Origin of the sequence: Campylobacter sp. JMF_01 NE2 (assembly GCF_027737365.1) — a bacterium.
GTDB lineage: Bacteria > Campylobacterota > Campylobacteria > Campylobacterales > Campylobacteraceae > Campylobacter_B.
In genome coordinates this window covers 252,826-278,025 of the sequence record NZ_JAOVTR010000001.1, presented here as the reverse complement: position 1 = coordinate 278,025, position 25,200 = coordinate 252,826, and the positions used below count along the sequence as shown (strand labels likewise).

General features: G+C 39.4%; 22 protein-coding genes and 2 pseudogenes. 21 read left to right on the top strand and 3 right to left on the bottom strand.

Features of this window, described 5'->3' with window-relative positions:
* Positions 1-32 precede the first annotated feature (32 nt).
* The 21 genes and pseudogenes from modA (at position 33) to OFO01_RS01400 (ending at position 22,252) form a co-directional block, all read left to right on the top strand.
* The gene (gene modA, locus OFO01_RS01495; protein ID WP_270858414.1) at positions 33-800 is read left to right on the top strand and encodes a molybdate ABC transporter substrate-binding protein; all 768 of its coding nucleotides are present in this window, start codon (positions 33-35) and stop codon (positions 798-800) included.
* Positions 797-1,180, top strand: coding sequence for a hypothetical protein (locus OFO01_RS01490; RefSeq protein ID WP_270858413.1), 384 nt, complete (start codon positions 797-799; stop codon positions 1,178-1,180). The genes modA and OFO01_RS01490 overlap by 4 nt, the downstream gene beginning before the upstream one ends.
* Complete coding sequence (locus OFO01_RS01485; protein WP_270858412.1) at positions 1,173-2,036, top strand: ABC transporter ATP-binding protein; 864 nt, start codon at positions 1,173-1,175, stop codon at positions 2,034-2,036. Before OFO01_RS01490 ends, OFO01_RS01485 begins: the two co-directional genes overlap by 8 nt.
* The gene (gene modB / locus OFO01_RS01480) at positions 2,032-2,718 is read left to right on the top strand and encodes a molybdate ABC transporter permease subunit (RefSeq protein WP_442868033.1); all 687 of its coding nucleotides are present in this window, start codon (positions 2,032-2,034) and stop codon (positions 2,716-2,718) included. Before OFO01_RS01485 ends, modB begins: the two co-directional genes overlap by 5 nt.
* 49 nt (positions 2,719-2,767) lie before the next feature.
* Entirely contained in the window at positions 2,768-6,877 is a 4,110-nt protein-coding gene (locus OFO01_RS01475; RefSeq protein WP_270858410.1) for a sensor domain-containing diguanylate cyclase, read from the top strand.
* On the top strand, positions 6,874-7,731 hold the full coding sequence (locus OFO01_RS01470) for an ATP phosphoribosyltransferase regulatory subunit (RefSeq protein ID WP_270858409.1): 858 nt from the start codon (positions 6,874-6,876) through the stop codon (positions 7,729-7,731). Before OFO01_RS01475 ends, OFO01_RS01470 begins: the two co-directional genes overlap by 4 nt.
* A gap of 2 nt (positions 7,732-7,733) precedes the next feature.
* Positions 7,734-8,984: an adenylosuccinate synthase gene (locus OFO01_RS01465; protein ID WP_270858408.1), complete on the top strand. Its 1,251-nt coding sequence runs from the start codon at positions 7,734-7,736 to the stop codon at positions 8,982-8,984.
* A 12-nt stretch (positions 8,985-8,996) separates the two neighbouring features.
* Positions 8,997-9,548, top strand: coding sequence for a DUF507 family protein (locus OFO01_RS01460; RefSeq protein ID WP_270858407.1), 552 nt, complete (start codon positions 8,997-8,999; stop codon positions 9,546-9,548).
* Positions 9,545-10,663 carry a glutamine-hydrolyzing carbamoyl-phosphate synthase small subunit gene (gene carA / locus OFO01_RS01455; RefSeq protein WP_270858406.1) on the top strand — a complete coding sequence of 373 codons (1,119 nt, stop codon included), beginning with the start codon at positions 9,545-9,547 and terminating at the stop codon, positions 10,661-10,663. The genes OFO01_RS01460 and carA overlap by 4 nt, the downstream gene beginning before the upstream one ends.
* On the top strand, positions 10,660-11,322 hold the full coding sequence (locus OFO01_RS01450; RefSeq protein WP_270858405.1) for a sulfite exporter TauE/SafE family protein: 663 nt from the start codon (positions 10,660-10,662) through the stop codon (positions 11,320-11,322). Before carA ends, OFO01_RS01450 begins: the two co-directional genes overlap by 4 nt.
* A gap of 72 nt (positions 11,323-11,394) precedes the next feature.
* Positions 11,395-11,742, top strand: a pseudogene (locus OFO01_RS09000) (response regulator transcription factor); the annotation flags it as partial.
* A gap of 90 nt (positions 11,743-11,832) precedes the next feature.
* A pseudogene (locus OFO01_RS08995) lies at positions 11,833-12,081 on the top strand (helix-turn-helix domain-containing protein); the annotation flags it as partial.
* Positions 12,082-12,263: 182 nt separating this feature from the next.
* Positions 12,264-13,715: a cytochrome-c oxidase, cbb3-type subunit I gene (gene ccoN / locus OFO01_RS01440; RefSeq protein ID WP_442867883.1), complete on the top strand. Its 1,452-nt coding sequence runs from the start codon at positions 12,264-12,266 to the stop codon at positions 13,713-13,715.
* Between the two features lie 10 nt (positions 13,716-13,725).
* Positions 13,726-14,418: a cytochrome-c oxidase, cbb3-type subunit II gene (ccoO, locus tag OFO01_RS01435; RefSeq protein ID WP_270858402.1), complete on the top strand. Its 693-nt coding sequence runs from the start codon at positions 13,726-13,728 to the stop codon at positions 14,416-14,418.
* Between the two features lie 10 nt (positions 14,419-14,428).
* Positions 14,429-14,647, top strand: a complete 219-nt coding sequence (locus OFO01_RS01430; RefSeq protein WP_270858401.1) for a cytochrome c oxidase, cbb3-type, CcoQ subunit — start codon at positions 14,429-14,431, stop codon at positions 14,645-14,647.
* Between the two features lies 1 nt (position 14,648).
* Positions 14,649-15,500: a c-type cytochrome gene (locus OFO01_RS01425; protein ID WP_270858400.1), complete on the top strand. Its 852-nt coding sequence runs from the start codon at positions 14,649-14,651 to the stop codon at positions 15,498-15,500.
* A 10-nt stretch (positions 15,501-15,510) separates the two neighbouring features.
* Complete coding sequence (locus tag OFO01_RS01420) at positions 15,511-15,732, top strand: DUF4006 family protein (protein WP_270858399.1); 222 nt, start codon at positions 15,511-15,513, stop codon at positions 15,730-15,732.
* Between the two features lie 103 nt (positions 15,733-15,835).
* Positions 15,836-16,435 carry a TPM domain-containing protein gene (locus OFO01_RS01415; protein WP_270858398.1) on the top strand — a complete coding sequence of 200 codons (600 nt, stop codon included), beginning with the start codon at positions 15,836-15,838 and terminating at the stop codon, positions 16,433-16,435.
* Positions 16,422-16,958 (top strand): 4-hydroxy-3-methylbut-2-en-1-yl diphosphate synthase, encoded by a 537-nt coding sequence (locus OFO01_RS01410; protein ID WP_270858397.1) that lies wholly within the window; start codon positions 16,422-16,424, stop codon positions 16,956-16,958. Before OFO01_RS01415 ends, OFO01_RS01410 begins: the two co-directional genes overlap by 14 nt.
* Positions 16,888-19,329: a PD-(D/E)XK nuclease family protein gene (locus OFO01_RS01405; RefSeq protein ID WP_270858396.1), complete on the top strand. Its 2,442-nt coding sequence runs from the start codon at positions 16,888-16,890 to the stop codon at positions 19,327-19,329. The genes OFO01_RS01410 and OFO01_RS01405 overlap by 71 nt, the downstream gene beginning before the upstream one ends.
* Positions 19,322-22,252, top strand: coding sequence for a RecB-like helicase (locus tag OFO01_RS01400; RefSeq protein ID WP_270858395.1), 2,931 nt, complete (start codon positions 19,322-19,324; stop codon positions 22,250-22,252). Before OFO01_RS01405 ends, OFO01_RS01400 begins: the two co-directional genes overlap by 8 nt.
* A 28-nt stretch (positions 22,253-22,280) precedes the next feature.
* Here OFO01_RS01400 and OFO01_RS01395 read toward each other — a convergent pair whose 3' ends face one another.
* From OFO01_RS01395 to OFO01_RS01385, 3 genes are read right to left on the bottom strand one after another with little or no spacing between them, the layout of a single operon-like run.
* Positions 22,281-22,901, bottom strand: a complete 621-nt coding sequence (locus OFO01_RS01395; protein WP_270858394.1) for a LutC/YkgG family protein — start codon at positions 22,899-22,901, stop codon at positions 22,281-22,283.
* Positions 22,894-24,321: a LutB/LldF family L-lactate oxidation iron-sulfur protein gene (locus OFO01_RS01390; RefSeq protein ID WP_270858393.1), complete on the bottom strand. Its 1,428-nt coding sequence runs from the start codon at positions 24,319-24,321 to the stop codon at positions 22,894-22,896. The genes OFO01_RS01395 and OFO01_RS01390 overlap by 8 nt, the downstream gene beginning before the upstream one ends.
* Complete coding sequence (locus tag OFO01_RS01385) at positions 24,318-25,055, bottom strand: (Fe-S)-binding protein (protein ID WP_270858392.1); 738 nt, start codon at positions 25,053-25,055, stop codon at positions 24,318-24,320. The genes OFO01_RS01390 and OFO01_RS01385 overlap by 4 nt, the downstream gene beginning before the upstream one ends.
* Positions 25,056-25,200 lie beyond the last annotated feature (145 nt).

Genomic DNA, 25,200 nt, shown 5'->3' with positions numbered 1-25,200 from the left:
AAAATTTAAAATCCATTTTTGAAGGAGAATTTATGAAACACAAATTTTTACTTTGCGCTCTTGCGCTATGTGGCGTCTTAAATGCGGGCGAGGTATCTATCGCGGCGGCTGCGAATACGACTTACGCTTTTGACGAGATTAAGTCTGAGTTTGAAAAGCTAAACCCAGATACTAAGCTAAATGTGAGCCTTGGTGCAAGTGGTGCGTTTAATACGCAGATCAAAAACGGCGCGCCATTTGACATTTTTATGGCGGCTGATATGAAATTTGCCGATGATTTGTTTGAGGCTGGTTTTGCTACGGCAAAGGCGCAAACTTACGCCAAGGGCAAGGTTGCAATGCTAAGCGTGCGTGGTGTGGATTTAGGGAAAGGGCTTGACGCGCTAAAAGACGAAAAGGTAAAAACGATTTCTATCGCAAACCCAAAAACAGCCCCTTACGGCACTGCTAGCGTGGAAGCTATGCAAAAGGCTGAAATTTTTGATAGCGTAAAAGGAAAAATAATCGAGGCTAAATCAATCGGCGAAGCCCTAACTCAGGCGCTAAGTGCCGCTGATGTGGGATTTATCGCAGCCAGTGCGATGTATGCGCCAAAAATGAAAGATGGCGGTTGCGCGGGTGCGCCGTGCGAGGAGGGCAAACATTTCGTGCTAGTGCCTAGCGCGCTTTACGAGCCGATCGCGCAAGGCATGGTAATACTCAAAAAAGCCGAAAACAACGCCGAAGCAAAGGCGTTTTATGACTTTATTTTAAGCGATAAGGGCAGGGAAATTTTCGCAAAATACGGATATGAGTTTTGAGAGTTAGGGTAGAGCAAATTTTAGCGAGCGAGGGAATTTATAAAATTCTTTTCTCGCACGGGCTTTGTGGAGTTTTTTTAGAACTCCCAAAGCCCCTTAGCGTGGGATTAGGCGTAGAAATTGGCTTTAAAGCGACACAGGCAGTATTAGCGCGCAAAAAATGCGAAATTTCAGCAGAAAATGAAATTTGTGCCGAGATTTCAGATATTAAATTTGGCGAAATTTTATCAAATTTAAGCTTTTGCAAAAGTGAGCAAAATTTAGAATTTGACATTATCGCAACCACGCAGAGCGTGCGAAATTTAGGGCTTTGCGTGGGCGATGAAATTTACATTTACGCAAATGCAAGCGCGATTTTTATAGAGAAAATTTATGATTAAGATTGATTGTGAAAAACGGCTAAACGAAAATTTTAAAATTAGTGTGAATTTAGAGATAAAAAAGGGCTCCTTTGTCTGTCTGTATGGGGCTAGCGGATCTGGTAAAACTACGATTTTAAGGCTACTTGCTGGCTTTATGAAAATAGATAGCGGGGCGATTACAAACGGCGAAATCACGCTAGATAATGGGCGAAAATTTATGCACGCTAAGCAGCGAAAAATCGGCTTTTTGTTCCAAGACTACGCGCTTTTTGAGAATATGAGCGTGATAGAAAATCTACTTTTTGCCAAAAAAGATTTGCAAAAAGCAGGCGAAATGCTAAAATTTTTAGAGCTTGAAAAATACGCAAATTTCGCCATTTCGCAGCTCTCTGGCGGACAAAAACAGCGCGTGGCACTAGCCCGTGCGCTCATGCAAAGCCCAGAAATTTTGCTACTTGATGAGCCATTATCGGCGCTAGATTACAAAATTCGTGAAAAAATCCAAGACTATCTCAAAAAAATCCATGAGAAATTTCGCCCTACAATTATCCTTGTCAGCCATGATATCAGCGAGATTTACAGGCTGTGCGAGCGTGTGTATGAGCTAAAAAATGGAAGCCTTGTGCGCGAGGGTTCGCCAAGCGAAATTTTCTTGCAAACTAGCGGTTCGCAAAAATTTAGCTTTCGTGGCAAGGTGGTTGCTTTGCGCGAAGCAGGTGGCGTAAATATCGCTATAATCGCTGTTGGGGCGCAACTTTGCGAAGTGGTTTTAAGCGTGAGCGAGGCTAGGGATTTGCGCGTGGGTGATAGCGTGAGCGTGGGCGCAAAAGCCTTTAATATAAATTTGAAAAAAATCGAGGAAAACAGTGATTGAAGCTTTACAAAATTTAGACCTTACGCCGTTTTTGATTTCGCTTAAACTCTCGGTGGTGACGACATTTACTCTGTTTTGGATTTGCCTGTTTTTGGCATATTTTATGGCGTATAGGGAGTTTCGCGCCAAAAGCGTGATTGAAAGCGTCATTTCGCTTCCGCTCGTGCTTCCACCAAGCGTGCTGGGATTTTATCTGCTTGTGTTTTTATCGCCGTATTCGACGCTTGGCAAATTTTTCGATGAAAATTTTGGTGTGCGATTTGTCTTTAATTTCAGCGGTTTGGTGATTGCAAGCTGTATTTACTCTCTACCATTTATGTTTTCGCCAATGCTTAGCGGGTTTCGTTCGATTCCAATCTCGCTTCGCCACGCTTCGTGGTCGCTAGGTAAGGGATTTTTTGCTACGCTTTTTAGGGTGCTACTACCAGCGATGAAACCGTCTTTACTAAGCGCTGTGGTGATATGTTTCGCGCACACTATGGGAGAATTTGGCGTGGTGCTGATGATAGGTGGCTCTGTGAGCGAGCAGACCAAGGTAGCTTCGATTGCGATTTATGAGGCGACTGAAATTTTAGATTTTACCAGCGCGCATTTATACTCGGCGATTATGCTGATTTTTAGCTTTTTGGTGCTTTTGGCTATGCATTTTTTGGGAGAAAGGTCAAATAAAATAAGACTTTAATCACTTTTTTGCTAAAATGGCGCGAAAAATTTAAATTTTTGGCATAAAAATGGAAGATAAAAGAGTAATAACCAAACGATTTTTTATAGCTTTGATTCTTGGAATTTTGGCTATTTTCGCGCTTGTTTTTTGCATTTTTGGCTTTGTAGGCTCAAATATCCAAGCCGAGCTTTCTACCAAATTAAGCGTAGCAAAAAATGCTGTAAAAGACCGCAACGCCGAGCTTTTTAGCGAACTTGAAATTTTATCTGAAAACCTTAAAACCTATCAAGGTTTAAAAACCGAAAACGAGTATGCAAGAAGAACCTTGTATTTCCGTCTCATCGAGCATACAGCCTCGCAAAAGCAAAATTTCGACGCGATTTTTTATGTCAGGGCTGTGGGTAATAAAGACGAGGTTATAGCTTCGTATTTCAATGATTCTGCTATGGCAAATTTGGGCGAACTTAGGCTTGATAATTTTATCTCAAAAATCAAAGACAACCGCTATATATCGCGCTTCATGCAGATTAATGGCGCAAATAGATATTTTTTGATCCAAAAGGTCGAGGTAAATACATTTTTGATAGCCTTTGCAAACACAACCTCGCTAAATGACAAATTTGCCGGCCTTGGCGAAATTTTGATTTTTAACAAAGAGGGCGAAATTTTTAATATCACAAACGATATTTTCGCACTTTATACAAATAGATTTGATTTCGAAGGCGAGAAAAAACTCAAAATTTTAAAAAGCCTTGGAGAGCGCAAATTTGTCTATTTTGAGAAATTTGATGATTCGAACAATTTCATAATGATAAGCAAAAATTTAAAAGAATATCTAAGCCCAAAAAACCTTTTGGTTTTGCTAGCGCTTGGGTTTTTGTTTTTGTATTTGCTAATCACTTTGATAAATTACAAATTTTTAAAACGCCGAATTTTCGATCCTTTGCACCTGCTTCACAGCTCGGTTTCAGGCGGTGTGTATAAATCCACAGCGACCAAAATCGAAACCATGGGCGCGCTAGATCAAATTTTAGAAATCGCGCAAAAACTCGATGAAAGCGTGCAGTATTCTGGTAGGGCTAGCAAGGTGGATTTCACATTTTTCGACGCGCTGAAAAAAAGCTCACTAATGATTTTTAGCGTCGAAAACACTAATGGCATGATAAACAACGCTAGCCTTAGAGCCAAGGAGCTTTACGGCGATGATATCGTGGGCAAAAATATCTTTACACTAGAAGCGACTTCGCTGTATGAAAACGCCCGCCAAAGCCAAATTTCACTTTACACCAAAGAAAATTATGTTATCCACACGCACGATACCCCAAACGGCAAAAAGGATATGTATATCAAAAAGACCTTTGTGCGCAATGGCGAGGATATTTTGGTGCTTTATGTCTTGCTGGACGCCTCAAAATACCGTAAATTTTACACCGATACCAAAGAGAAGTATAAATATCTAAATGACGCCCCAATCGTAACCGTAGTCATCAAAGGTGGCGAAATAATCGATGTTAGCGCTAGTTCGCGTGAAATTTGGGGATATGAAAATACTCAAATTTTAGAGGGCAAAACATATTTTTGGAGCCTATTTCAAAAAAGCGACGCCGATTCTTTGCAAAACGAGCTAAGAAACCTTATGAGCGATACTAGGCAAAATAACGAGGTTACTAAGCGGGTTTATCCGATTTTGCATAGAAATTCGATTAGAGCGTTTTATGAGATTACGATTTGTCTGTATAAAAAAGAGCGCAAAGTCGTTATGTATTTTACCAACATACACGATAAGCTTATGGAAATCAACAAACTCAAATCAGATATGAAAAGCAACGAAGAGCTTTTAAAAACCAGATCGTATAGCCCATGCACGATTGATTTGCTAGCCAAAAAAATCATGCTTAGCAAAGAGTATATGGAGATTTTAGGTAGTAAGGAAGCCAGCGTCGATACAGAGATGAGTATAGGCGATTTCGTAGCGAAAATTTACTATGTGGATTTGAAGAAATTTAACGACGAACTCAACAAATGCAAGCTAGGCATAAGCGATGAGATTTCATGCGAAATCAGAATCAAGCTAAACGACGAGCTAAGCGATAACGACGAGCTAAAATACGCGTGGATTAGCCTGCAAGGATATGCTAGCAAAAAAGAAAAAAGAAGTGGCGGTGCCGAAGAAATCGTCGCTACTATCGAGGATATCACCGCTAAAAAAGACATTGAAGCTGAGCTAAATCTAAATTCAAATGTATTTTTAAGGTCGTTAGAGGCGATTGTCATCACAGATGATATCGGTAGGATTATCCGCGCAAATAGGGCATTTTATACGATTATGCAATTTAGCGAAACCGATGTCGTGGGCGAGGTGCCAGAGTATTTCAGAGTAGATCACGACGGCGGTATAATGGGCGAAATCAAGGAAAAACTAGACAAAGAGAGCCTAAGCTATACAGATGAAATTTACTGCGTCAAGAAAAACGGCGATGATTTCCCTGCGCTGTTTTCGGCTATCGCGATAAAAGATGAATTTGGCGTGGTAAGCAACTATATTTTAATGTTTAACGAAATTTCTGAGATTAAGAAAAAAGAGAGCGAGCTTGTCAAAATCGCTCACCACGACGCGCTCACAGGTTTGCCAAATAGAATTTACATTATGAACGCAGCGGGCGAGTATCTAAGCGCGGCAAAGGAACAAAACAGGCTTGCGGCTGTGCTATTTATAGATTTTGACGGATTTAAGGCGATTAATGATAATTTCGGCCACGATGTGGGGGATTTGTTTTTGCAAGAGGTCAGCAAGACTATGAATAACCTACTTCGCAAGGGCGATATTTTAGCTAGACTTGGCGGAGATGAATTTGGCGCGATTATCGGGGATTTGAAAGACGAAAAAGCAGCGCACGCGCTATTAGAGCGACTTTTAGGAATTGCGAATAAGAAATTTAATCTCGACGGCAACGAGGTAAGTGCGAGCGTGAGTGTGGGTGCGGCGTTTTACGACGGAAGCGAAGAAATCGATTTCAACGAGCTTTTAAGCAGGGCAGATAGGGCGATGTATCGCGCTAAAACGAGCGGAAAAAATAGATATTGTATCTTTGATAAAGAGAATTTCGACGATTTGCAAATCAGCGAGGAAAGGCTGAAAAAATCTATCGAAAACAACGAATTTTTCATGCTTTATCAGCCTATCATCGATGATAAAGACAAAATTTACGGCTACGAGCTTTTGCTTCGTTGGCGACGCGAAAATTTGGGCGTTTTATTGCCTAGCGACTTTTTATTTGATATCAGAGAGCCGAAACTTGAAATTTTAATCTCTAAATTTTCATTTACGCAAATGTTGAAATTTAACAAAGAGACAAATTCTCTCTGCTCGATAAATATCAGTCTAGAAGTCCTAAAAAGCGATGAATTTTATCATTTCGCTTCGCGCGCGATAGAAAAATACGCGCCAAAGACAGAGCTATTTATGTTTGAAATCACTGATTTTAACGACAGAACTGCGGCTGATTTTAAACTCATTAGACAAAGATACGCTGATTTTGGCATTAAATTTGCTCTAAATAATGCAAATCACCAAAATTCAAAATACCTAAAAGGTATGCCTTTTGATATCATTAAAATCGATATGAGGCTCTGCCTAGATGTCGCCAAAAAGCGTGAAGGTATAAAAAATCTGCTAGATTTAGTGAAATACTTGCGCGGCGAGCTGAAATTTGAAAAACTAGGCGCGCAGGGTATCGAAAACGCGCTCTCACGCCGTTTGCTTAAAAATTTCAAATTTAATTTTATGCAAGGAAATTTCCTCGGAAAAGCCGTCGATAGAAGAGAAATCACCGCTATCATCGCCAAGCTAAAAGAGGCTAAGGGCGCTAAACCAATCACAAAAGATGAGTTTGAAAACTTTTTGATTGCCCTTGATTACAAAAATATCGCGCTTGAATTTTTAGAAAACGCAGAACACGGCGATATCACCGATCTTCGCTTCGAAGTTTTCCAAGAAGAAATCAAAGAGATCAAAACCAGAATCGAAAAATCCACAAGCCATAAATTTATGCTAAATACAGAAATTAATAAGCAAATTTTGGATATTCTTGCGCTTGAATTTGAAGATTTACAAAGCTTCATTACAAAATACAAAGCGCGAGTAGATAAGTTTATACTAAATTTGGAGGAATCATGATAAATAGCGTCAGTGCGGACTTTGATCACGAAATACCAAATGGTTCGCGCCTATATTTTGGCACAAGCGCAAAACTAAAAAGAGAACTCGAAAATAAAGCTAGCAAAATTTTAGAAAATCACGGATTTAGCGAAATTCTCACGCCGTATTTTTCGTATCATCAGCATTTGAGCGTGGCTGGGGCGAAGCTTTTGAAATTTTCCGATCCTAGCAACCACGAAATCGCGCTTCGTGCCGATAGCACGGTCGATGTCGTGCGAATCGTGCGCCGAAGACTAAAAGATGAAAGCCTAAAAAGACTTTTTTATATCCAGCCTACATTTAAATACCCTAGCGAGGAATTTTACCAAATCGGCGCAGAGTTAATAGATGAGAGTAACCTAGCCTTGGCGATAAAAATCGCAATAGAAATTTTTAGAGAATTTAGCTTAGAACCTGTTTTACAACTAAGCAATATCGAAATTCCAAAGCGAATTTGCGAAATACTAAATTTACCAATTAGCGTTTTTGAAAAGGGCGAGATTGAGACGATTTTGGCTCAAAACTGCGACTGGCTAGCTAAAACAGCGCGCGCGACAAATTTGGGCGATGTGGAGAATTTACGAAAAATCGTCCCAGAGGAGATCAAGCCTTGTTTAGATGAAATTTTAAATTTAGGCGTAGAGTATAAAAATATCAGAGTTTCACTTTTGTATTATTCAAAAATGCGCTATTACAAGGCGCTATTTTTTAGATTTTTAGACGAAAATAGCGTGCTTTGCAATGGCGGAAATTATGAGATTGACGGATTGAAGTCGAGTGGTTTTGCACTTTTGGTTGATGCATTGATAGAAAAATTAATGATAAAGGATTAAACATGAGTAAGGTTGATGTAATCGTAGGCGCTCAATGGGGCGATGAGGGAAAAGGTAAAATCGTAGATATGATTAGTGCTAATTACGATTTCGTATGCAGAAGCTGTGGCGGACACAACGCCGGTCATACAATCATCGTAAATGGCGAAAAATACGCGCTTCACTTAGTCCCAAGCGGTGTTTTGCACAAAAATATCATAAATATCATCGGAAATGGCGTGGTCATTAACCCTGATGTTTTAATCACTGAAATGGCGCAATTTGGGGATTTGAAGGGTAGATTTTTTATCAGCGAAAAGGCGTTTTTAAATTTAGAGTATCACTCGCTAATCGACCAAGCTAAGGAAAAATTAAAAGGCGATAAGGCTATTGGCACCACAGGCAAGGGTATCGGACCTGCGTATGCGGATAAAATTTCGCGCACAGGACACCGCATAATCGAGCTTTTAGAGCCAGAGAAATTAACAGAAGCCCTAGTTAGGGATTTTGCGAGCAGGGCGCAACTTTTCGAGAGTTTAAATATCAAAATTCCTGATAAAATGGAAATTTACGAGGAAATCAAACGCTACAAATCTGTGCTAGAACCATATATCGCAAACACAACTAATATGATTTGGAAGGCGCTTGATTATGACAAAAAAGTCCTTGTCGAGGGGGCGCAAGGAAGTTTGCTAGATATCGATCACGGCACATATCCGTATGTAACTAGCTCTTCGACTATCGCAGCTGGGGCTTGCACGGGTCTCGGACTAGCGCCAAAAGATGTTGGCGAGGTCATCGGAATTGTCAAAGCCTATACTACGCGCGTAGGAAACGGCGCTTTCCCAACAGAGGCCAAAGATGAGTATGGCGACAGACTTTGCGAAATCGGGCATGAGTTTGGCACTACGACAGGTAGAAGACGCAGATGTGGGTGGTTTGACGGCGTAGCGGCGAAATACACATCTAGAATCAACGGAATTGATAAATTTGCCCTTATGAAACTCGATGTTTTAGACGGATTTGAGAGTATTAAAATTTGCAAAGCATACAAGATAAATGGCGAAGAGATTGATTATTTCCCAATCGAGCTTGGCGTGGTAGAGCCTGTATATGAGGAAATGCCGGGCTGGGATAGCGTAAAAGGAATTAATAAATTCGAAGATTTGCCACAAAATGCGCAAAATTATATTAGAAAAATCGAGGAACTAACAGGCACAAAGGTAGGGTTTATCTCTACTAGCCCTGAGCGAACAGATACAATTATATTATAAGAAAGGCGGATAATGCGAATACAACTAGCACATGTTCCATACATAGCGCAAAAAATTGCGATAGATATATTAAATTCTGGCATGGTTACACTTAGCTCTGGCGTCGAGCCCATAGCCAAGGTAGCCTCAGAAATCATCAAAACTGATTTGCAAAAAGAAAAAGCCATAGACGAGCGCGCTAACGAGCTAATGGACGAGAGAATCGATGAATTTGACGAAATGAATGTAAATAAAAAAGATATGTTTTGGCTCATCAAGCGCAAACTCGCCGCACAAGAGAATTTCGAGCTGATTTTCGAGGATAGATACTCAAATATCTCGCATGAAATTTTAGAGACGATTTGGAAGAAAAATTTAGTAGATTATCAAGTGAGCGAAAACCGCATTAAAACTATCATTTACAACTCAATCGAGGGGTATTTGAAAATTTACAAAAAAATCGAAGAAGATGTCTATGAACTCATGCAAGGACATGGCAAAAAGCTAATCCCAGGCACCGAGGAATACGAGCTTGTGTTTGCGCAAACTTACGAAAAAGAGCTTAAAAAAAGAGGTATGCTGTGAAAGCGTATGTTTATTTAGAAAACGGCGTGTTTTTGGAGGCAAAGGCGTTTGGCAAGGGTGGAAGTGCCTTTGGCGAGCTTGTATTTAACACCTCTATTACAGGATATGAAGAAATCATCTCAGACCCTAGCTATGCTGGGCAGTTTATAGTATTCACTATGCCAGAAATCGGCATTGTAGGCACGAACAGCGACGATGAGGAGAGTGGCAAAATCCACGCTAGTGGAATTTTTATCCGCGAGTTTAACAACACTCCCTCAAATTTCAGATCCGAGCAAAATTTGGAAGAGTATTTCATCAAAAACGGCAAATTTGGCGTATATGATATAGATACGAGGTATCTTACAAAAATGCTTCGCGATGAGGGAAATTTGCGGGTTTTTGTATCTACTGAAATCAGCGATAAAGAAACCTTGAAAAAAGCTCTTCAAGACTCAGCTAGGATTGAAGAGGTTAATTATGTCAGCATTGTAAGCACCAAAACCCCATATATCCACGAAAAAGGCCATTGGGACGCGAATAAAGGCGCTTATAGCACGCCGAAAAAAAATGGCAAAAAAATCGCTGTAATGGATTATGGTGTGAAGCGAAATATCCTAAATGAGCTTTGCGATTTGGGCCTTAGCGTGGAGGTTTTCCCGTATAATACTAAGGCAAAAACGCTGATTGATAAATTTAACTCTGGCGAAATTCACGGCGTATTTTTATCAAACGGCCCTGGCGAGCCAAAAATGCTAAAAGATGAAATCGCGCAAATCAAAGAGATAATCGAGGCTAGGATTCCGATTTTTGGCATTTGCCTTGGTCATCAGCTGCTTTCAAACGCTATGGGCTATGAGACATACAAACTCAAATTTGGCCAGCACGGCGCAAATCACCCTGTGCAAAATTTGTTTAACAAATCTATCGAAATCACAGCGCAAAACCACAACTACAATGTGCCAGAATCCATAGCTGAGATTTGCGATATCACGCACAGAAATCTATTTGACGGCACAATTGAGGGCGTGAGATACAAAAACTACCCTGTTTTTTCAGTCCAACACCACCCAGAAGCGAGTGCCGGACCAAACGAAAGCAAATACATTTTCAAAGAATTTTTAGAAATTTTATGATTAGTTTTTTTGCTATCATACCCGCCACGCTAATGCTGAGCTTGACGCACTGCATTGGCATGTGCGGGGGCTTTGTGATAGCATACAATGCAAAACTAGCTAGCCTTAGCAGGGCTAGGGCGTTTTTTTTCTCGCTTGTTTATCAAATTTGTAGAATTTGCGCTTATATCATGCTTGGCGCACTTGGTGGGGCATTTGGCTCGGTCATAGTTTTTAGCGATAAAACAGCTGGTTTTTTGCAGTTTGGCGTGGGAATTTTGCTAATTATTTTTGGGATTGCCCTACTAAAACGGGGCGCACTTTTAAAATTTATCGAAAATCAAAAAATTTATAATCTTTTTTTAGCCAAACCTATGAAATTCGCCCTTGGCAGGGAGGATATTTTGGGGTTTTGTCTGCTTGGGTTTTTAAACGGACTTTTGCCATGCGGGCTAGTTTATACCTACCTAGCCATGGCGATAATGAGCCACGATGCCCTGCAAGGCGCGCTTGTAATGGCGGTTTTTGGATTATCTACCTTGCCTGCGCTATTAGTTTTTGGTGGCGTGGCGAATTTCATCAGCGCAAAATTCTCGCGCGCTATGCTTTTTATCTCTTCAATCATCATAATTGCCTTTGGAATTTATCAATCTTACAACGGATTTATTCTCACAAGATAAAATTTTTAAATTTTAAGTTTTATATAAGTTAAATTTTGAAAAAATGGCAAATTACATTTTAAGGGGCGTTTTATGAGTGATATTTTAAAAAATTTAAGTATATTGTTGGTCGAAGATGAGAGTAAGATGAGAAACTCTCTAAGAAACACTTTTGAAGGAATTTTTAAAAATGTCTATGAGGCCAAAGATGGCGTAGAGGGACTTAAAAAATTTAAAAAATACAATCCAAATTTGGTCGTTACAGATATTTTGATGCCTATCGAAGACGGGCTTGAAATGACACGCCAAATCAAACAAATCTCCCCAGATACCCCAGTTGTCGTGCTTAGCGGATTTAGCGAGAAGGCTCAGCTTCTAGGGGCAATCGAGGCAGGTGTAGCCAAATACTTCATAAAACCTGTTGATATGGAAGAATTTAAAGAAGCGATAAAAAGCCTAATGAGCGCAAAACTTAGCGTTAGTAGCGTGGTAGAAATTTCAGGTGGATATAGTTTTGATCCGCTAAAAAGGGTCTTAACTCACGGCGAAGAGGAAATTTCGCTTACGAAAAAAGAGTTAGCCTTTATTTCGCTTTTGGTCTCGCGAATCGATACTTTGGTCTTGCACGAAGAGATTAAACGATATGTCTGGGCGAACGACAACTCAGTCTCAGATGTGGCAATCAGAACTTTTATCAAACGAATTCGAGATAAAATCGGCGCAGATGTTATCAAAAATATCCCAAGTTTGGGCTATAAAATCGAATCTAAAAAAGAGTAAAATTTTTGTTGATAAAAATGTCACAAGTTTAAAACTTTTGCAAACAAAAAGTTAATAAAAAGTCAAATTTAAGCTTTTTAAAACTTATTAACTCTTATAATCCTCCATAAAGTTTCTCGACTTTTAACCAAATTTTAAAGGAGGGTTTTATGAATCCTGAACAGGCATTACGCAGTGGCAAGATGCTAAGCTACGATTATACAGTGGCGAAATTGTTTTTGTATTCTACTCTGGCATTTGGTATCATCGGTATGCTTATAGGCACGCTTATAGCATTTCAGCTAGCATATCCAGATCTTAACTACTTGCTTGGAGAGTATGGTACATTTGGCAGACTTAGACCATTACACACAAATGGTGTCATTTATGGTTTTATGCTATCTGGAATTTGGGCTACATGGTATTATGTAGGACAGAGAGTTTTAAAAGCATCGATGAGCGAATCAAAATTTTTGATGTGCGTGGGTAAATTGCACTTTGTGATTTATATCCTAATCATCTTACTCGCTGTGGTTTCGCTTTTAGCTGGTGTTACTACATCAAAAGAGTATTCTGAGTTAGAGTGGCCTATCGATATTTTGGTTGTTGTCGTGTGGGTTTTATGGGGAATTAGCATTTTTGGTCTAATCGGTATCAGACGCGAAAAAACGCTTTATATCTCTGTTTGGTATTATATCGCTACCTTCCTCGGCGTTGCTATGCTATATTTGTTTAACAACATGGAAATTCCAACTAGATTGCTTACTGGCATGGGTAGCTGGATACACTCTGTATCAATGTATGCTGGCACAAACGACGCTATGGTTCAATGGTGGTTCGGTCACAACGCCGTTGCGTTCGTATTTACCGTAGCGATTATCGCTGAAATTTATTATTTCTTGCCAAAAGAGAGCGGTCAGCCGATTTTCTCATACAAACTATCTTTGTTCTCATTTTGGGGATTGATGTTTATCTACCTATGGGCTGGCGGTCACCACCTTATCCACGGACCAGTTCCTGATTGGGTTCAGACAATGGGTTCGGTTTTCTCTGTCGTTTTGATTTTGCCATCTTGGGGAACAGGTATTAATATGCTCCTTACAATGAGAGGCGAGTGGAATCAGCTAAGAGAGAGCCCGCTAATCAAATTTATGATTTTGGCTTCCACTTTCTATCTATTCTCTACTTTGGAAGGTCCAATCCTTTCTGTCAAATCAGTAAATGCCCTAGCGCACTTTACAGATTGGATCCCAGGACATGTCCATGACGGCACACTTGGCTGGGTTGGATTTATGACAATCGCTGCTATGTATCACATGGTGCCTAGAATGTTTAAAAGAGAGCTTTATTCAAAATCTTTAATGACAGCTCAATTTTGGATCCAAACAACAGGCGTTGTGCTATTTTTCAGCTCAATGTGGATTGCTGGTATCACACAAGGTATGATGTGGAGAGCAACTGATGATTATGGCAACTTGCTATACTCATTTATAGATACAGTTAGCGCGCTAGTTCCTTATTACTGGATTAGAGCGATTGGTGGTTTATTATACTTCATAGGTTTGTGTATGTTTGTATATAATATCTTGATGTCTATTCGCGCAGGCAGAAGCTTAGACCAAGAGCCTAGAAGCGCTTCACCTATGGCTGCGTAAGGAGAGAAAGATGTTTAGTTGGTTAGAAAAAAATCCGTTCTTTTTTGCGGTTGGTGTTTTTGTAGTCATCGCTTATGCTGGTATCGTTACGATTTTACCAGATTTTGCTAACAGCGCTCGTCCAATCGAGGGCAAACAACCATATACTGTTTTGCAACTCGCTGGTCGCCATGTCTATATCCAAGAGAGCTGTAATGCCTGCCACTCACAACTTATTCGTCCGTTCAAATCAGAAACTGACAGATATGGTGATTATTCAAAAAGTGGTGAATTTGCTTATGATAGACCATTTTTGTGGGGTTCTAAAAGAACTGGCCCGGATCTTGCTAGGGTCGGACGCAACAGAACCACAGGCTGGCACGAAACTCACATGAAAGATCCAAAAGTCCTAGTCGGCAAATCAATCATGCCTGCATACAAATCTATGTTTAAGAAAAACGCAGATATGCAAACAGCCTATGCAGAGGCTTTGACGATTAAAAAAGCCTTCAATGTCCCTTATGATACAGCTGGCGCACCAAAGCTCGAAGCTGATCCTAGCAAGGACGCTATGTCAAATTTCGAAAGTTATAAAGCTGAAATGATGGCAGAGGCTGAGGCAATCGTAAATGATATGCGCGACGAAGATGTCAAAGCGGCATTTAAAAACGGCGAAATACGCGAAATCGTTGCGTTAATAGCATATTTAAATAGCTTAAAATAGGGGGTTTGCGATGAGTGCTGATTTCATTAGAGAGTTACAAGCTTATGGCTTTATAGCTTTTGTCATATTGGCCTGCCTTGGAGTTTATGGATACTGGTTTCATTTGAAGCACTCTGAAAAAACAGGGCGCAGAAACTACGAAAAGTATGCAAATTTGGCGCTTGATGATGAGCTTGGCAGTGAAATCATAGAGTCTCGCACACCTACGAAAGAAGAAAAAGGAAAATGATATGAAATGGCTAAATTTAAGCGATAATGTTAATGTTGCGGCGCTGATAGCGTCGTTTATACTTGTCGCAGTTACGGCTTTTATCGTTAAAAAATATGCTGGTCAAAGTAAAAGCTTAAACGAAACTACCGAGACAACTGGCGAAGATTTTGACGGAATTGCCGAGCTAAAAAATGGCTTGCCAAAAGGCTGGGCTATATGTTTTGTTTTGATGTTTGTCTATGCGTTAGTGTATTTTTTCATCGCTTATCCGCTAAATTCTTACTCACAAATCGGCGAGTATAACGATGAGGTAAAGGCACACAACGCTAAATTTGAAAAAACCTATGCAAACGCTGATAGCACTACGCTAAAAGCTATGGGCGAGTCGGTGTATTTGGTGCAATGCTCACAATGCCACGGACTTGACGGAGATGGAATCGATGGAGAGTCTGCTGACCTTACTAAATGGGGCAAAGAAGCTGGCATAATTGACGCTATCAACAAAGGCTCAAAAGGCCTAAACTATCCACTTGGCGAAATGCCAGCAGGTATGGTTAGCCCTGAGGACGCAAAAGCAGTAGCTGCATTTATGGCAAAAGAAATTTCTAGCCTAAAAGCTACAAAAAATGAAAATTTGGTTGAAAAAGGTAGAGAGCTATGGCCTACTTGCGCTGCTTGCCATGGTGATGACGGCAAGGGTATGGACGGCTCAGCGCCAGATCTTAGCAAATACGGCTCGGCTGAATTTAGCGTCGATGTGCTAAATCGTGGCAAAAAAGGCTTTATCGGCACAATGCCAGCCTTTGATGACGGGCGTTTAAACGATGTGCAAAAACGCGCCGTTGGCGAGTATATCAACTCTATCAAATAAAGGGGCGATTATGGAAAATGTAAAAAGATCGGTTTTTGCGCTAAATGGCGTAACTGGAATGCTAATCGCAACTGCGCTTTTGCTGGCGATTCTTGCATGCCTTACCTGCCTTGGCATTAAGACACAGCAAGCCGTCATGGATAAGCCTTATGAGCTAAAAGACATTAGCTCTGTAAGCGAAAAAAGCTCAGTCGATACGCAAAAAAAAGTATTTGTGATAAAGGATAAGTGATGAGTGATGCATTGATTGAAAAATTGATTTTACTTGGTTGTATCGCTTTGGCTGTGGCAACTGCTGCCTCTGTTTTGACTAGAAATATCCTATTTATCGGTTAATGAGAGCAATTTTTGCGATTTTTTGCCTGTGCATTTTAGCGCAGGCAAAATTTGTTTTAAACACAGGCGAGATTATCACGCCTATGCTTGCAGAAAAAATCGAAATTTTAGGCGCTGAGACGCAGGATAAAACCGGCGTGGGCGTCTATGTCCTAGCCACGCAGAGCCTTGGTGGCGCAAGTTTAGAAAATTATGCCCTAAATTTCGCTTCGAATTTAAGCTCGCCTTATGCGCTTTTAGTTTTTGCCGATGCTGAGCACAAAGTCGAAATTTACGGCTCGCCTGAGGCGTTAGCGCTTTTTGATAGAGAGCAAATTTTAAGCGTGGGAAGCCGTGGGCGCATAATTCCAATCATCGCTTCGCAAAAAAAAGATCTAAACCAAACCCAAAAAATCGGCGTTTATAACGCTGCGCTTTTAAACGGATATGCCGAGATTTGCGACCAAATCGCCGCTTCAAAGGGGGTTGGGTTGGAGAATTCTATCGGCAATACAAACAACAATTTCATAAATTTCTTGCGCTATATTTTTTACGCGACGCTGATTTTCGCGCTGGGCTCATATCTATACAAAAAAGGCAGAAAAAATGGCGCAAAATAAAAAAACTCTCTGGCCCTATGGTATCGCATTTAGCATAGTAGCAATCATCGCAGCGTGCGTAGCGACGATAATTTTCTCGCTAGATTATCCGGTGCATAGCGATAATTTTTACTTCGATAAATACCAAAAAGTCGATGAGAATTACAACGAAATTCAGCTAAAACAGCAAAATTTCGAAAAAAAATATGAGGTAAATTTTGAAATTTCAAATCCGCAAAATACAGAAAAATTTAGCCTAAATTTGCCGATAAAAGCGAAAAATAATGCCAAATTTGATAAAATCTCAGCCGAAATTTTACTTACTAGACCAGATAGCACGACTTTTGATAAAAGGCTTAATACGCAGTTTTTAGATGGTGCGTTACGAAGCGAAAATTTTAGTATCGAAAAGCTTGGCAGGTGGCAGGTAATGGCGAAAATTTCAGATTCCATAGACACAGGATTTTACAAATTTGAATTCAACGCAACCAAAACAACTTCGGGTATTTACGACTTACAGATCCTTGAAGGAGGCCGTAAATAGGGCAGAGTGCGGAATAGTTTTTGCCGAAAGTTTAAGCGAATTTTACAAAAAGGCGGTTTTTGTAAATGGCTTTGATGAGTGCGGGCAGATTGAGCGCACACTTTTTATGCAAGAGGCCGTCAAAAATACCAAAAATGCAAACGAAAAACTCCGCTTCCCAAGCGAATTTTTCGAATTTATGCAACACAAAGATTATCTGTTTAAATTTTTCAAAGAGCTTGCTAGCGAAAAGGTGAGCCTGCAAACTCTCGATTTTAGCGATACTTACGCGCAATACAGCGAACATTTCGAAATCTTAAAAGAGCTTTTGCAAAATTACCAAAATTTTTTGCAAAACGCTAAAAGCTACGATGAAATCACGCTTCCGCAAATTTATGAATTAAACGAAAATTATCTCAAAAGATTTGATAGCATTGAGATTGATATCGACGGAAATCCGAGTAAATTTGAGTTTGAAATTTTAAAGCAAGCTTCGCAGGTTACGCAAATTTATCTAAATTTTAAGGCAAGTAAATTTAATCAAAAAACGCTTCGTAGTATTAGCGAGCTTTGTGGGCTTAACTTTGAGAGCGGATTTAGCTATAAGCTAAATTTAAGCGAGAATAAAATTTTAGAGCCTTACACCGCGCCAATCCCGCAAAATAGTGAAATCGTGCTAAAAGGATTTGAGCTTAGGGCTTTGCAGGCTTGCTATATTTTTGAGAAAATTTCAAAATTTATTAGTCTTGGAATTAATCCGGAAAAAATCGCAGTAATTCTGCCTGATGAGAAATTTGCTAAAACCCTTAGAGCTTTGGACGAAAAAATTAACAAAAACGCCCCAATGCTGAATTTTGCTATGGGCGAAAGTGTCAGAGATAGTCTATTTGGCGTGAGTTTGGCTAAAATTTCAGAGTGCATTAAAGAAAACATAAGACCAAATTTCAACCCACAATATCTAAATTTGAGCAAAGACATTTCGCGGGATTTGCCAAATGAGTATGATTTGTTTTTTAAAGAGGCCAGGATTAGTGAAAAAATTTTTGATAAATTTAGAGAAAATTTCAACAAAAGCGTAGAATTTGAGATTTTTGATGCTTGTATAAATGAGCTTTTGCGCGCAGTCAAAACCAAAAACGATGCCCTAGCAAACAAGCTAAAATCGCCAAAATTTTTAATCAAAATTCTAAACGAAAAATTTGGCGAAAACCTTACGCTATCAAATTTGATTGATCTTTTCCTTGGCGAGCTAAAAAATGTCAAACTCGATGATATTAATGGCGGAAAGGTTACTGTAATGGGGCTTTTGGAGAGTCGTGGTGCAAACTTTGAGGCTGTGATAATCCCTGATTTCAACGATGATTTTGTGCCAAAGCGAAGCGAGGGCGAGATGTTTTTAAACAGCACTCTTCGGGCCAAGGCTGGGCTAATTAGCCACAAAGACAGGGAGGATTTGCAGAGGTTTTATTACTCTTGTTTGATTTTTGGCGCGAAAAAAGTGGCGATTTGCTACCACGACACAGCGGAAAAATCGCCGTCTAGGTTTTTGAAAAATTTTAACACGCAAGAGGATATGGACGAGTTTAGTATGCAAGATTATTTGCGCATTTTTAATGGCAAAATCTATGAAAAGCCAGAATTTAGCGATTTTACGCCAAATATGAAGCATGATTTTTTTGCCCAGCCTGTTTCGCACGCTAGATTTGATACATTTAGCACATGCAAAAGACAGTATTATTACTCATATATTTTAAATATCAAAGAGGGGCTGAAATTTGGCGAGGATAACGCTTCTATGGGAAATATTTTGCATGAGGCGTTTGAGGAGTATTACGCTAAATACCCTAAATTTAACTACGCAAAATTTGAGGAAATTTACCTTAAAAAGGCTATGAAAAAAAATGCCGATTTTTACAGCATTTATTATGATTTATGCAGGGTTAAATTTTTGGCTAAAACCTTAGACGAACACGAGCAAAAGTGGAATTTTTCGCAAAGTGAGGCGAATTTTGACGGCGTTAAATTTAACGAATTTGCCACAATTAACGGAAAAATCGATCGCATAGACACAAACGAAAGTGGCGATAGATTTATCATTGATTACAAAAGAGGCGATTACAACGCCAAATCAATGCAGCTAAAATTCTACAAAGCCCTTTTGGGCGATGATGAAATGGAGGCTGCGTATCTCTCGCTAAGGGATAAAAAATTTGTTTTTGATGAAAACGAAAAAGATGATGCCGGAAAAAGCGCGTTTGAAATTTTATCTGAAAAATTTGAAGAAATCAGAGCGCTTTGCGAAAGCGAAATGAGTTTTGAGCGCGCGAGCAAAAGCGGTGTGTGCAAATATTGCGCGTATAAAATAATCTGTAAAGGCGAAATCAATGATTAAGATGAAGACAAATGAAGGCGAGGACGCAAGATATCTAGCGCTTGAAGCTAGCGCAGGTAGCGGAAAGACATTTTCTTTGGCGGTTAGGTTCGTAGGGCTCGTGCTTTTGGGCGAGAATATAAATGAAATTTTGGCTTTGACCTTTACTAAAAAAGCGGCCGCTGAGATGAAGGTGCGCATAATTGATACATTTTCGCTGCTTCACACGCCACAAAAAGAGGCTGAGCTTGACGCGCTTTGCGTGCTTTTGAGCAAGGAAAAAGAGGAAATTTTGCGCCTTAGAGATGAGCATTTGGCGAAATTTATGGATTGCGCTTTAAATATTTCGACCTTTGATGCGTTTTTTGGCAAAATACTGCGCGCGTTCGCCCTAAATGCGGGGATTAATCCAAATTTTCAAAACGACGATAATATACTAAAAGCCCAAAATGACGCCTTTATCAAAGAAGCTTTCAAAAATGATGAATTATCGGGCAAAATGTATGAATATATAAACGATGCAAATTTAAGCAAACAAGCGTTTTTTGGGGGCATTGCCGAGCTGTGGAAAAATGGAATAAGTGCAGATATTAGCCAAAGCAAAGCCCCGAATTTAGACGAAATCAATGAAATTTTAGCCCGTATGCGTGAAATTTTAGTGCGCAATAAAGCGAGCGATAAACAAATAAACTATATGGCTCCAACCAGCAGTATCAGTGAGCTAAGTAACACAAAGACTAGGCCGTGGTTTGATAAACCAAGTTTAGATTACAGAACTTTTGCTAAGGCTTTTTCGCCTGATTTAGATGATGAATTTGCAAATTTAAAGCGCGCAATGCTTGAATATGCGATAAAATTTGAAAATTACCAAATTTCATCTTTGGCAAAATTTCTAAATTTTTATTCGCAAAACAAAAAAGAACTTAGCAAAAAAAGCGCTAAGATGACATTTTCTGATGTTAGCGTGGGCGTGCATGAGCTATTTTGCAAAACTGGCGAGATTGGAGAGCACAATGATTTGCTCTATTTCAGGCTAGATTCAAAAATCAAGCACCTTTTAATCGACGAGTTTCAAGACACCAGCGTTTTGCAGTATGAAATCATGCTTCCTTTGATTGATGAAATCGTTGCGGGGCTCGGTCAAAGTGGGCTAGGAAGCCTTTTTTATGTGGGCGATAAAAAGCAAAGTATCTATAAATTTCGCGGGGCAAAAAAGGAGCTTTTCGATTCGCTCAAAGATAGGCATAATCAAATAGTTTTGGAAACTATGCCAAAAAATTATCGCAGTTTAAAGCTTTTGGTTCGATTTGTAAATGCGATTTTTGGGAATTTGGTGGCAAATGAAGAAACGGGCGAAAAATACGATTACAAACCGCAAGAAGCAAATAAATTTAATGAGAGCAAATTTAGCGCAGAGGTTTTAGATAAAATTTTAAAATTCCCAAAAGAAAATAAAAATTTATCGTTTTTCACGCCAGATGACGACGATTTTGGCTATATTTGCGCTAAGACATACGAAGATGTTTGCGAGGGCGCTGTAAGCGAGGCTATACGCTTGATTAAAGAGCACAGCGTAAGCCCTAGCGACATAGCGATTTTGTGCTGGACGAATAAAGATGTAGCAAAGATACAAGAGCTTTTGTCGCTAAAAAATATTCCATCATCGACCGGCGCTACGAAAAAACTAATCGCTACGCCCCAAGTTAAGGCGATTAGCGAGTATGCGAAGTATCTAATTAGCAAAGATGAAATTCACGCTTTCAATATAAAATCGCTTTTAAATTTAAGCGACAAGCCAGATTTTAGCCCAGTTTCGCTAAGTGATGAGGCTGTGAGCGTAGCTAAGACAATCGCTGAAAATTTGGGGCTAAATTTTGGCGATGAAAATTTGCTCATATTTTTTGAAATTTTGCAAAAGTATGATAGCTTCGCGCAGTATCTTTTCGCAGATGATAACAGCGACGCCTATGCCAAGGAACTTAGCGGGGTCAAGATTATGACCGTGCATAAGTCAAAGGGGCTAGAATTTGCGCATGTGATTTTGTGCGATTTGCTTAGCAAAGGAGGCGGCGATAGGGATAAATTTATGCTAGGCTACGACGGGCAGTGGCGCATAAAATACCGCATGACAAATAGAGAAATTTACGATGCAGAGTATGCAAAATTTAAAAAAGATAGCGAAAATTTGGAGCGAGCTGAGGTTTTTAACAAGCTATATGTGGGCTTTACAAGAGCCGAAAAATCGCTGATAATCGTAAAAAAAGGCGGTGATTTAAATGGAAACAACCCTAGCTATTTTACGCCTTATACTTCAAATAAAGTGGATAAGAAATTTTTAGTTATCGAGGATTTTGAGTATGGATACATCATACCAAGTAGCGTCACGCCAGCGCTAGTGCAAAAACCAAAAAAGATAAATCTACAACCAGTCGCGAAACAAAATATCACAGAGTATGAAAGAGCCAGCGATAGGGCTGTCGTGGCGGAATTTAGCAAGGTTTATAAGGGCGAGGCGTTGCACTACACGCTTGAAATGCTCGATGATTTTGAGATTTCTAGCTTGGAGAGTGCGCTAAATTTGGCAAAAAATCGCTACGCGAAATATTTGGATTCGAGCGATTTTGATGAGATTAGGCAAAAGGTCGAAAGTTTGTGCGCTAATGAGGAGTTTTTATCATACATATCAGGGTGCGAAATTTACAAAGAAATTTCGATAAAACGGGAAAATGGTGGAGTTTCTAGGGTGGATTTGATGTGCGTTAGAGATGATGAGGTTTTGCTTTTTGACTACAAAAGCTCTCCATATTTTTTAGAAAAAAACAAAAAACAGATTAAATCATACAAAAAAGATTTAATCCTATCAAGCAAAAATCCAAATTTGAGTGTTCGCACATTTATTGTGGTTTTAGAAAATTCTGTAAAAATCGAAGAGGTAAAAGAATAAATTTAACTCCCAAAATGGGAGTTAAATTTTAGTATAGCACTACATGGACATTTCGTGGTCCATGCACGCCAAGAACTGTGATAAGCTCGATATCTGCGGTGCGAGATGGTCCCATGATAAAGTTGATATTTGTAGGCAACTCATCTTTTGTAACCTCTGCTAAGGCTTTATCTAAGCTTTCTACAAGGGCATTTTTTCTAAGCAAAATAATGCAGTTTGTCGGAAGCAAGCTAAGAAGTCTTGGTTGTGCTTTTGAGCTAACTACGCAGCATACGCCAAAGTTTGAAACGCCAAGTTTTGCTTGAATAATCGAAGTATCCGCATCAAAAAGCGCTTCTCTTATCTCATTTACTGGTTTGTCAAACGGCAATTTTTCTGCTTGCAATTTGTCTGTTTTAATTGGCAAATCTGAACCAAACATAACTGTTTTTGCGCCGACTGTTTTGACGATCTCTTCTACTAGCGCTTGAAGTCCTTTTTCGTCTGTCTCATGAACAACGGCTTTATTGTTTGTCAAATTTGTCTTAAAGTTTTCATATTTATCGCCTTCGTTTTCGACAAATTTAGTTATATCTAGTGGTTCGATTTCTGTTCTTTTAGCTACTCTGTTTGATCTAATTTTAGCTAAAATTGTCTCTTTGCTACTCATAGATTACTCCTTCGATTTTTTGGATATCTGCGTGTAGATTTCCTTTTAAGACAGGTGCTGAGCGATGTCTTGTCCATAGTTTTACCACAGGGATTGAATCTGCCTTTTTAACTACGAAATTTGAGAATTTAGAAGCTATGGAAATTCCAGTTCTCCACATAAATCCATTTGTAGCAACTGTTCTAAATCCAGCAAATCCCATTGCTTCGATTTTGCTGTGTTCTAGCAAATCAGAGCCTTTTGCTTTTTTCTTACCTTCACCGACTTTATTGCTTCTTAGCTTTCTGATTGTCTCTGCTAACGGAATTTTAACAGGGCAAACTTCGCTACATCTACCACAAAGTGAGCAGAAATTAAGAATATCTGCATTTTTTTCCATACCAAAAATTTGTGGGCTGATTACTTCGCCGATTGGTCCTGGATATACAGCGTGGTATGTGTGACCGCCGATTTTCTCATAAACAGGGCAGTAGTTCATACAAGCACCGCATCTAACGCATCTTAGAGCTTCGAAGTATTCTTCATTTGTTAGCATATCGGTTCTACCGTTATCTAGTAAGACAACATGGACTTCTTTTGGACCGTCTAACTCGCCCTCTTTTCTAGGGCCTGTGATGATGTTGTTATAGCAAGTAATAGGCGCACCTACGGCTGATGGAGTAACAGGCGAGTGAGCGCTTACTACATCTTCAAATGTCTCTAAAACTTTTTCTATACCACAGATTACGATATGCACATCAGGGGCTGTGGTACACATTCTACCGTTACCTTCGTTTTCTAGCAACCAAATGGCTCCTGCCTTGCTAATACCAAAATTTGCGCCTGAAATTCCGATTTTCATCGTTCTAAATTCGTTTCTTAGGTGGTTTCTAGCTATTGCATTTAGTTTTTCAGGTTCGCTCTCTAATGGCGCACCTAAGCGCTCTTGGAAAATTTTACCGACTTCATTGCGGTTTTTGTGAATCGCAGGGACGACGATATGAACAGGCGGATCTTGGATTAATTGGATAATCAACTCACCAAGGTCGGTTTCTTGGGCTTTGATGCCTCTTTCTTCTAAATAGTGGTTTAGGTGAATTTCTTCACTAGCCATTGTTTTTTGTTTTAGAACTTTATCTCCGTTGTGAGATTTTATAATTCGATAAATTATCTCGTTTGCTTCCTCGCCATTTACTGCCCAATGCACTTTCATGCCGTTTTTTGTAGCATTTGCTTCAAATTCGAGTAGTCTTTCATCAAGTGTCGCAAGAGAGTTATTTTTAACGGTTCTTGCTCTGCTTCTTAACTCATCAAAATTTTTAAATTTTGTAGTGCTAAGTCTGTTTCTGTTACCTTGAAGAGTGTGCATTGCAGAGTCAAGGTTTGCTCTTAGTTGTTTGTCAGCAAGCTTTTGATTTACTAAATTTTCATGATTCATCATAGCGCTGCTCCTTCAATTCTTTTGATTATGAAATCATATAGATGAATACCTTTTACTCTTGAACCATTTTTTTTCATAGTTCCTGCGATATTCATCAAACAGCCGCCATCACCTGAAACGATATAATCAGCTCCGCTTTCTTCTATGAATTTAATCTTTTGTTGAACCATAGCGTTAGAAATTTCAGGCTCTTTTACAGCGAAAGTTCCGCCAAATCCGCAACACTCCTCTTCTCTTTCAAGCTCGATTAATTCCACATTTTTGAATTGAGCTAACAAATTTTTAGCGTTTTGGATTGATTTTTGGACGCGCAAAGCGTGGCAGTTCGAGTGCCAAGTGATTTTTACTTTTTCGCCTTTGTCTTCGTATTTGACATGCAAAACCTTGTCCAAATACTCGCACAAATCATAAACCCTAGAACTGAATTCTTTGACTTTTCCTTCGTATTCTGTGCCTTTGAAAAGCTCGACATAATCGTGCTTCATCATACCAGCGCACGAACCAGATGGAACGATAACAGGATAATTTTCGCTAAAAAGATTGATATTGTGTAGGGCTATTTTTTTAGTGTCTTCAAAATAACCTGTATTGTAGCTTGGTTGGCCACAGCAAGTTTGATCTTTTTTGAAAATAACCTCTACACCCTCTCTTCTTAAAAGCTTAACTGCATTTAAAGCGGTATCGGTAAAAACCGCGTTGCCAAGACAGGTTGCAAAAAAATAAACTTTATTCACCTTTATTCTCCTTTCTCGAATAAATTTAAATTTAAACTAGTTATTTTATCACGCTTTTGGAATATTTTGTATTAAATTTGGATTAAAATAACATTAAATTATAATTAAAATGAAATGTAATTTTTTTATTACAACATTTTTTAAG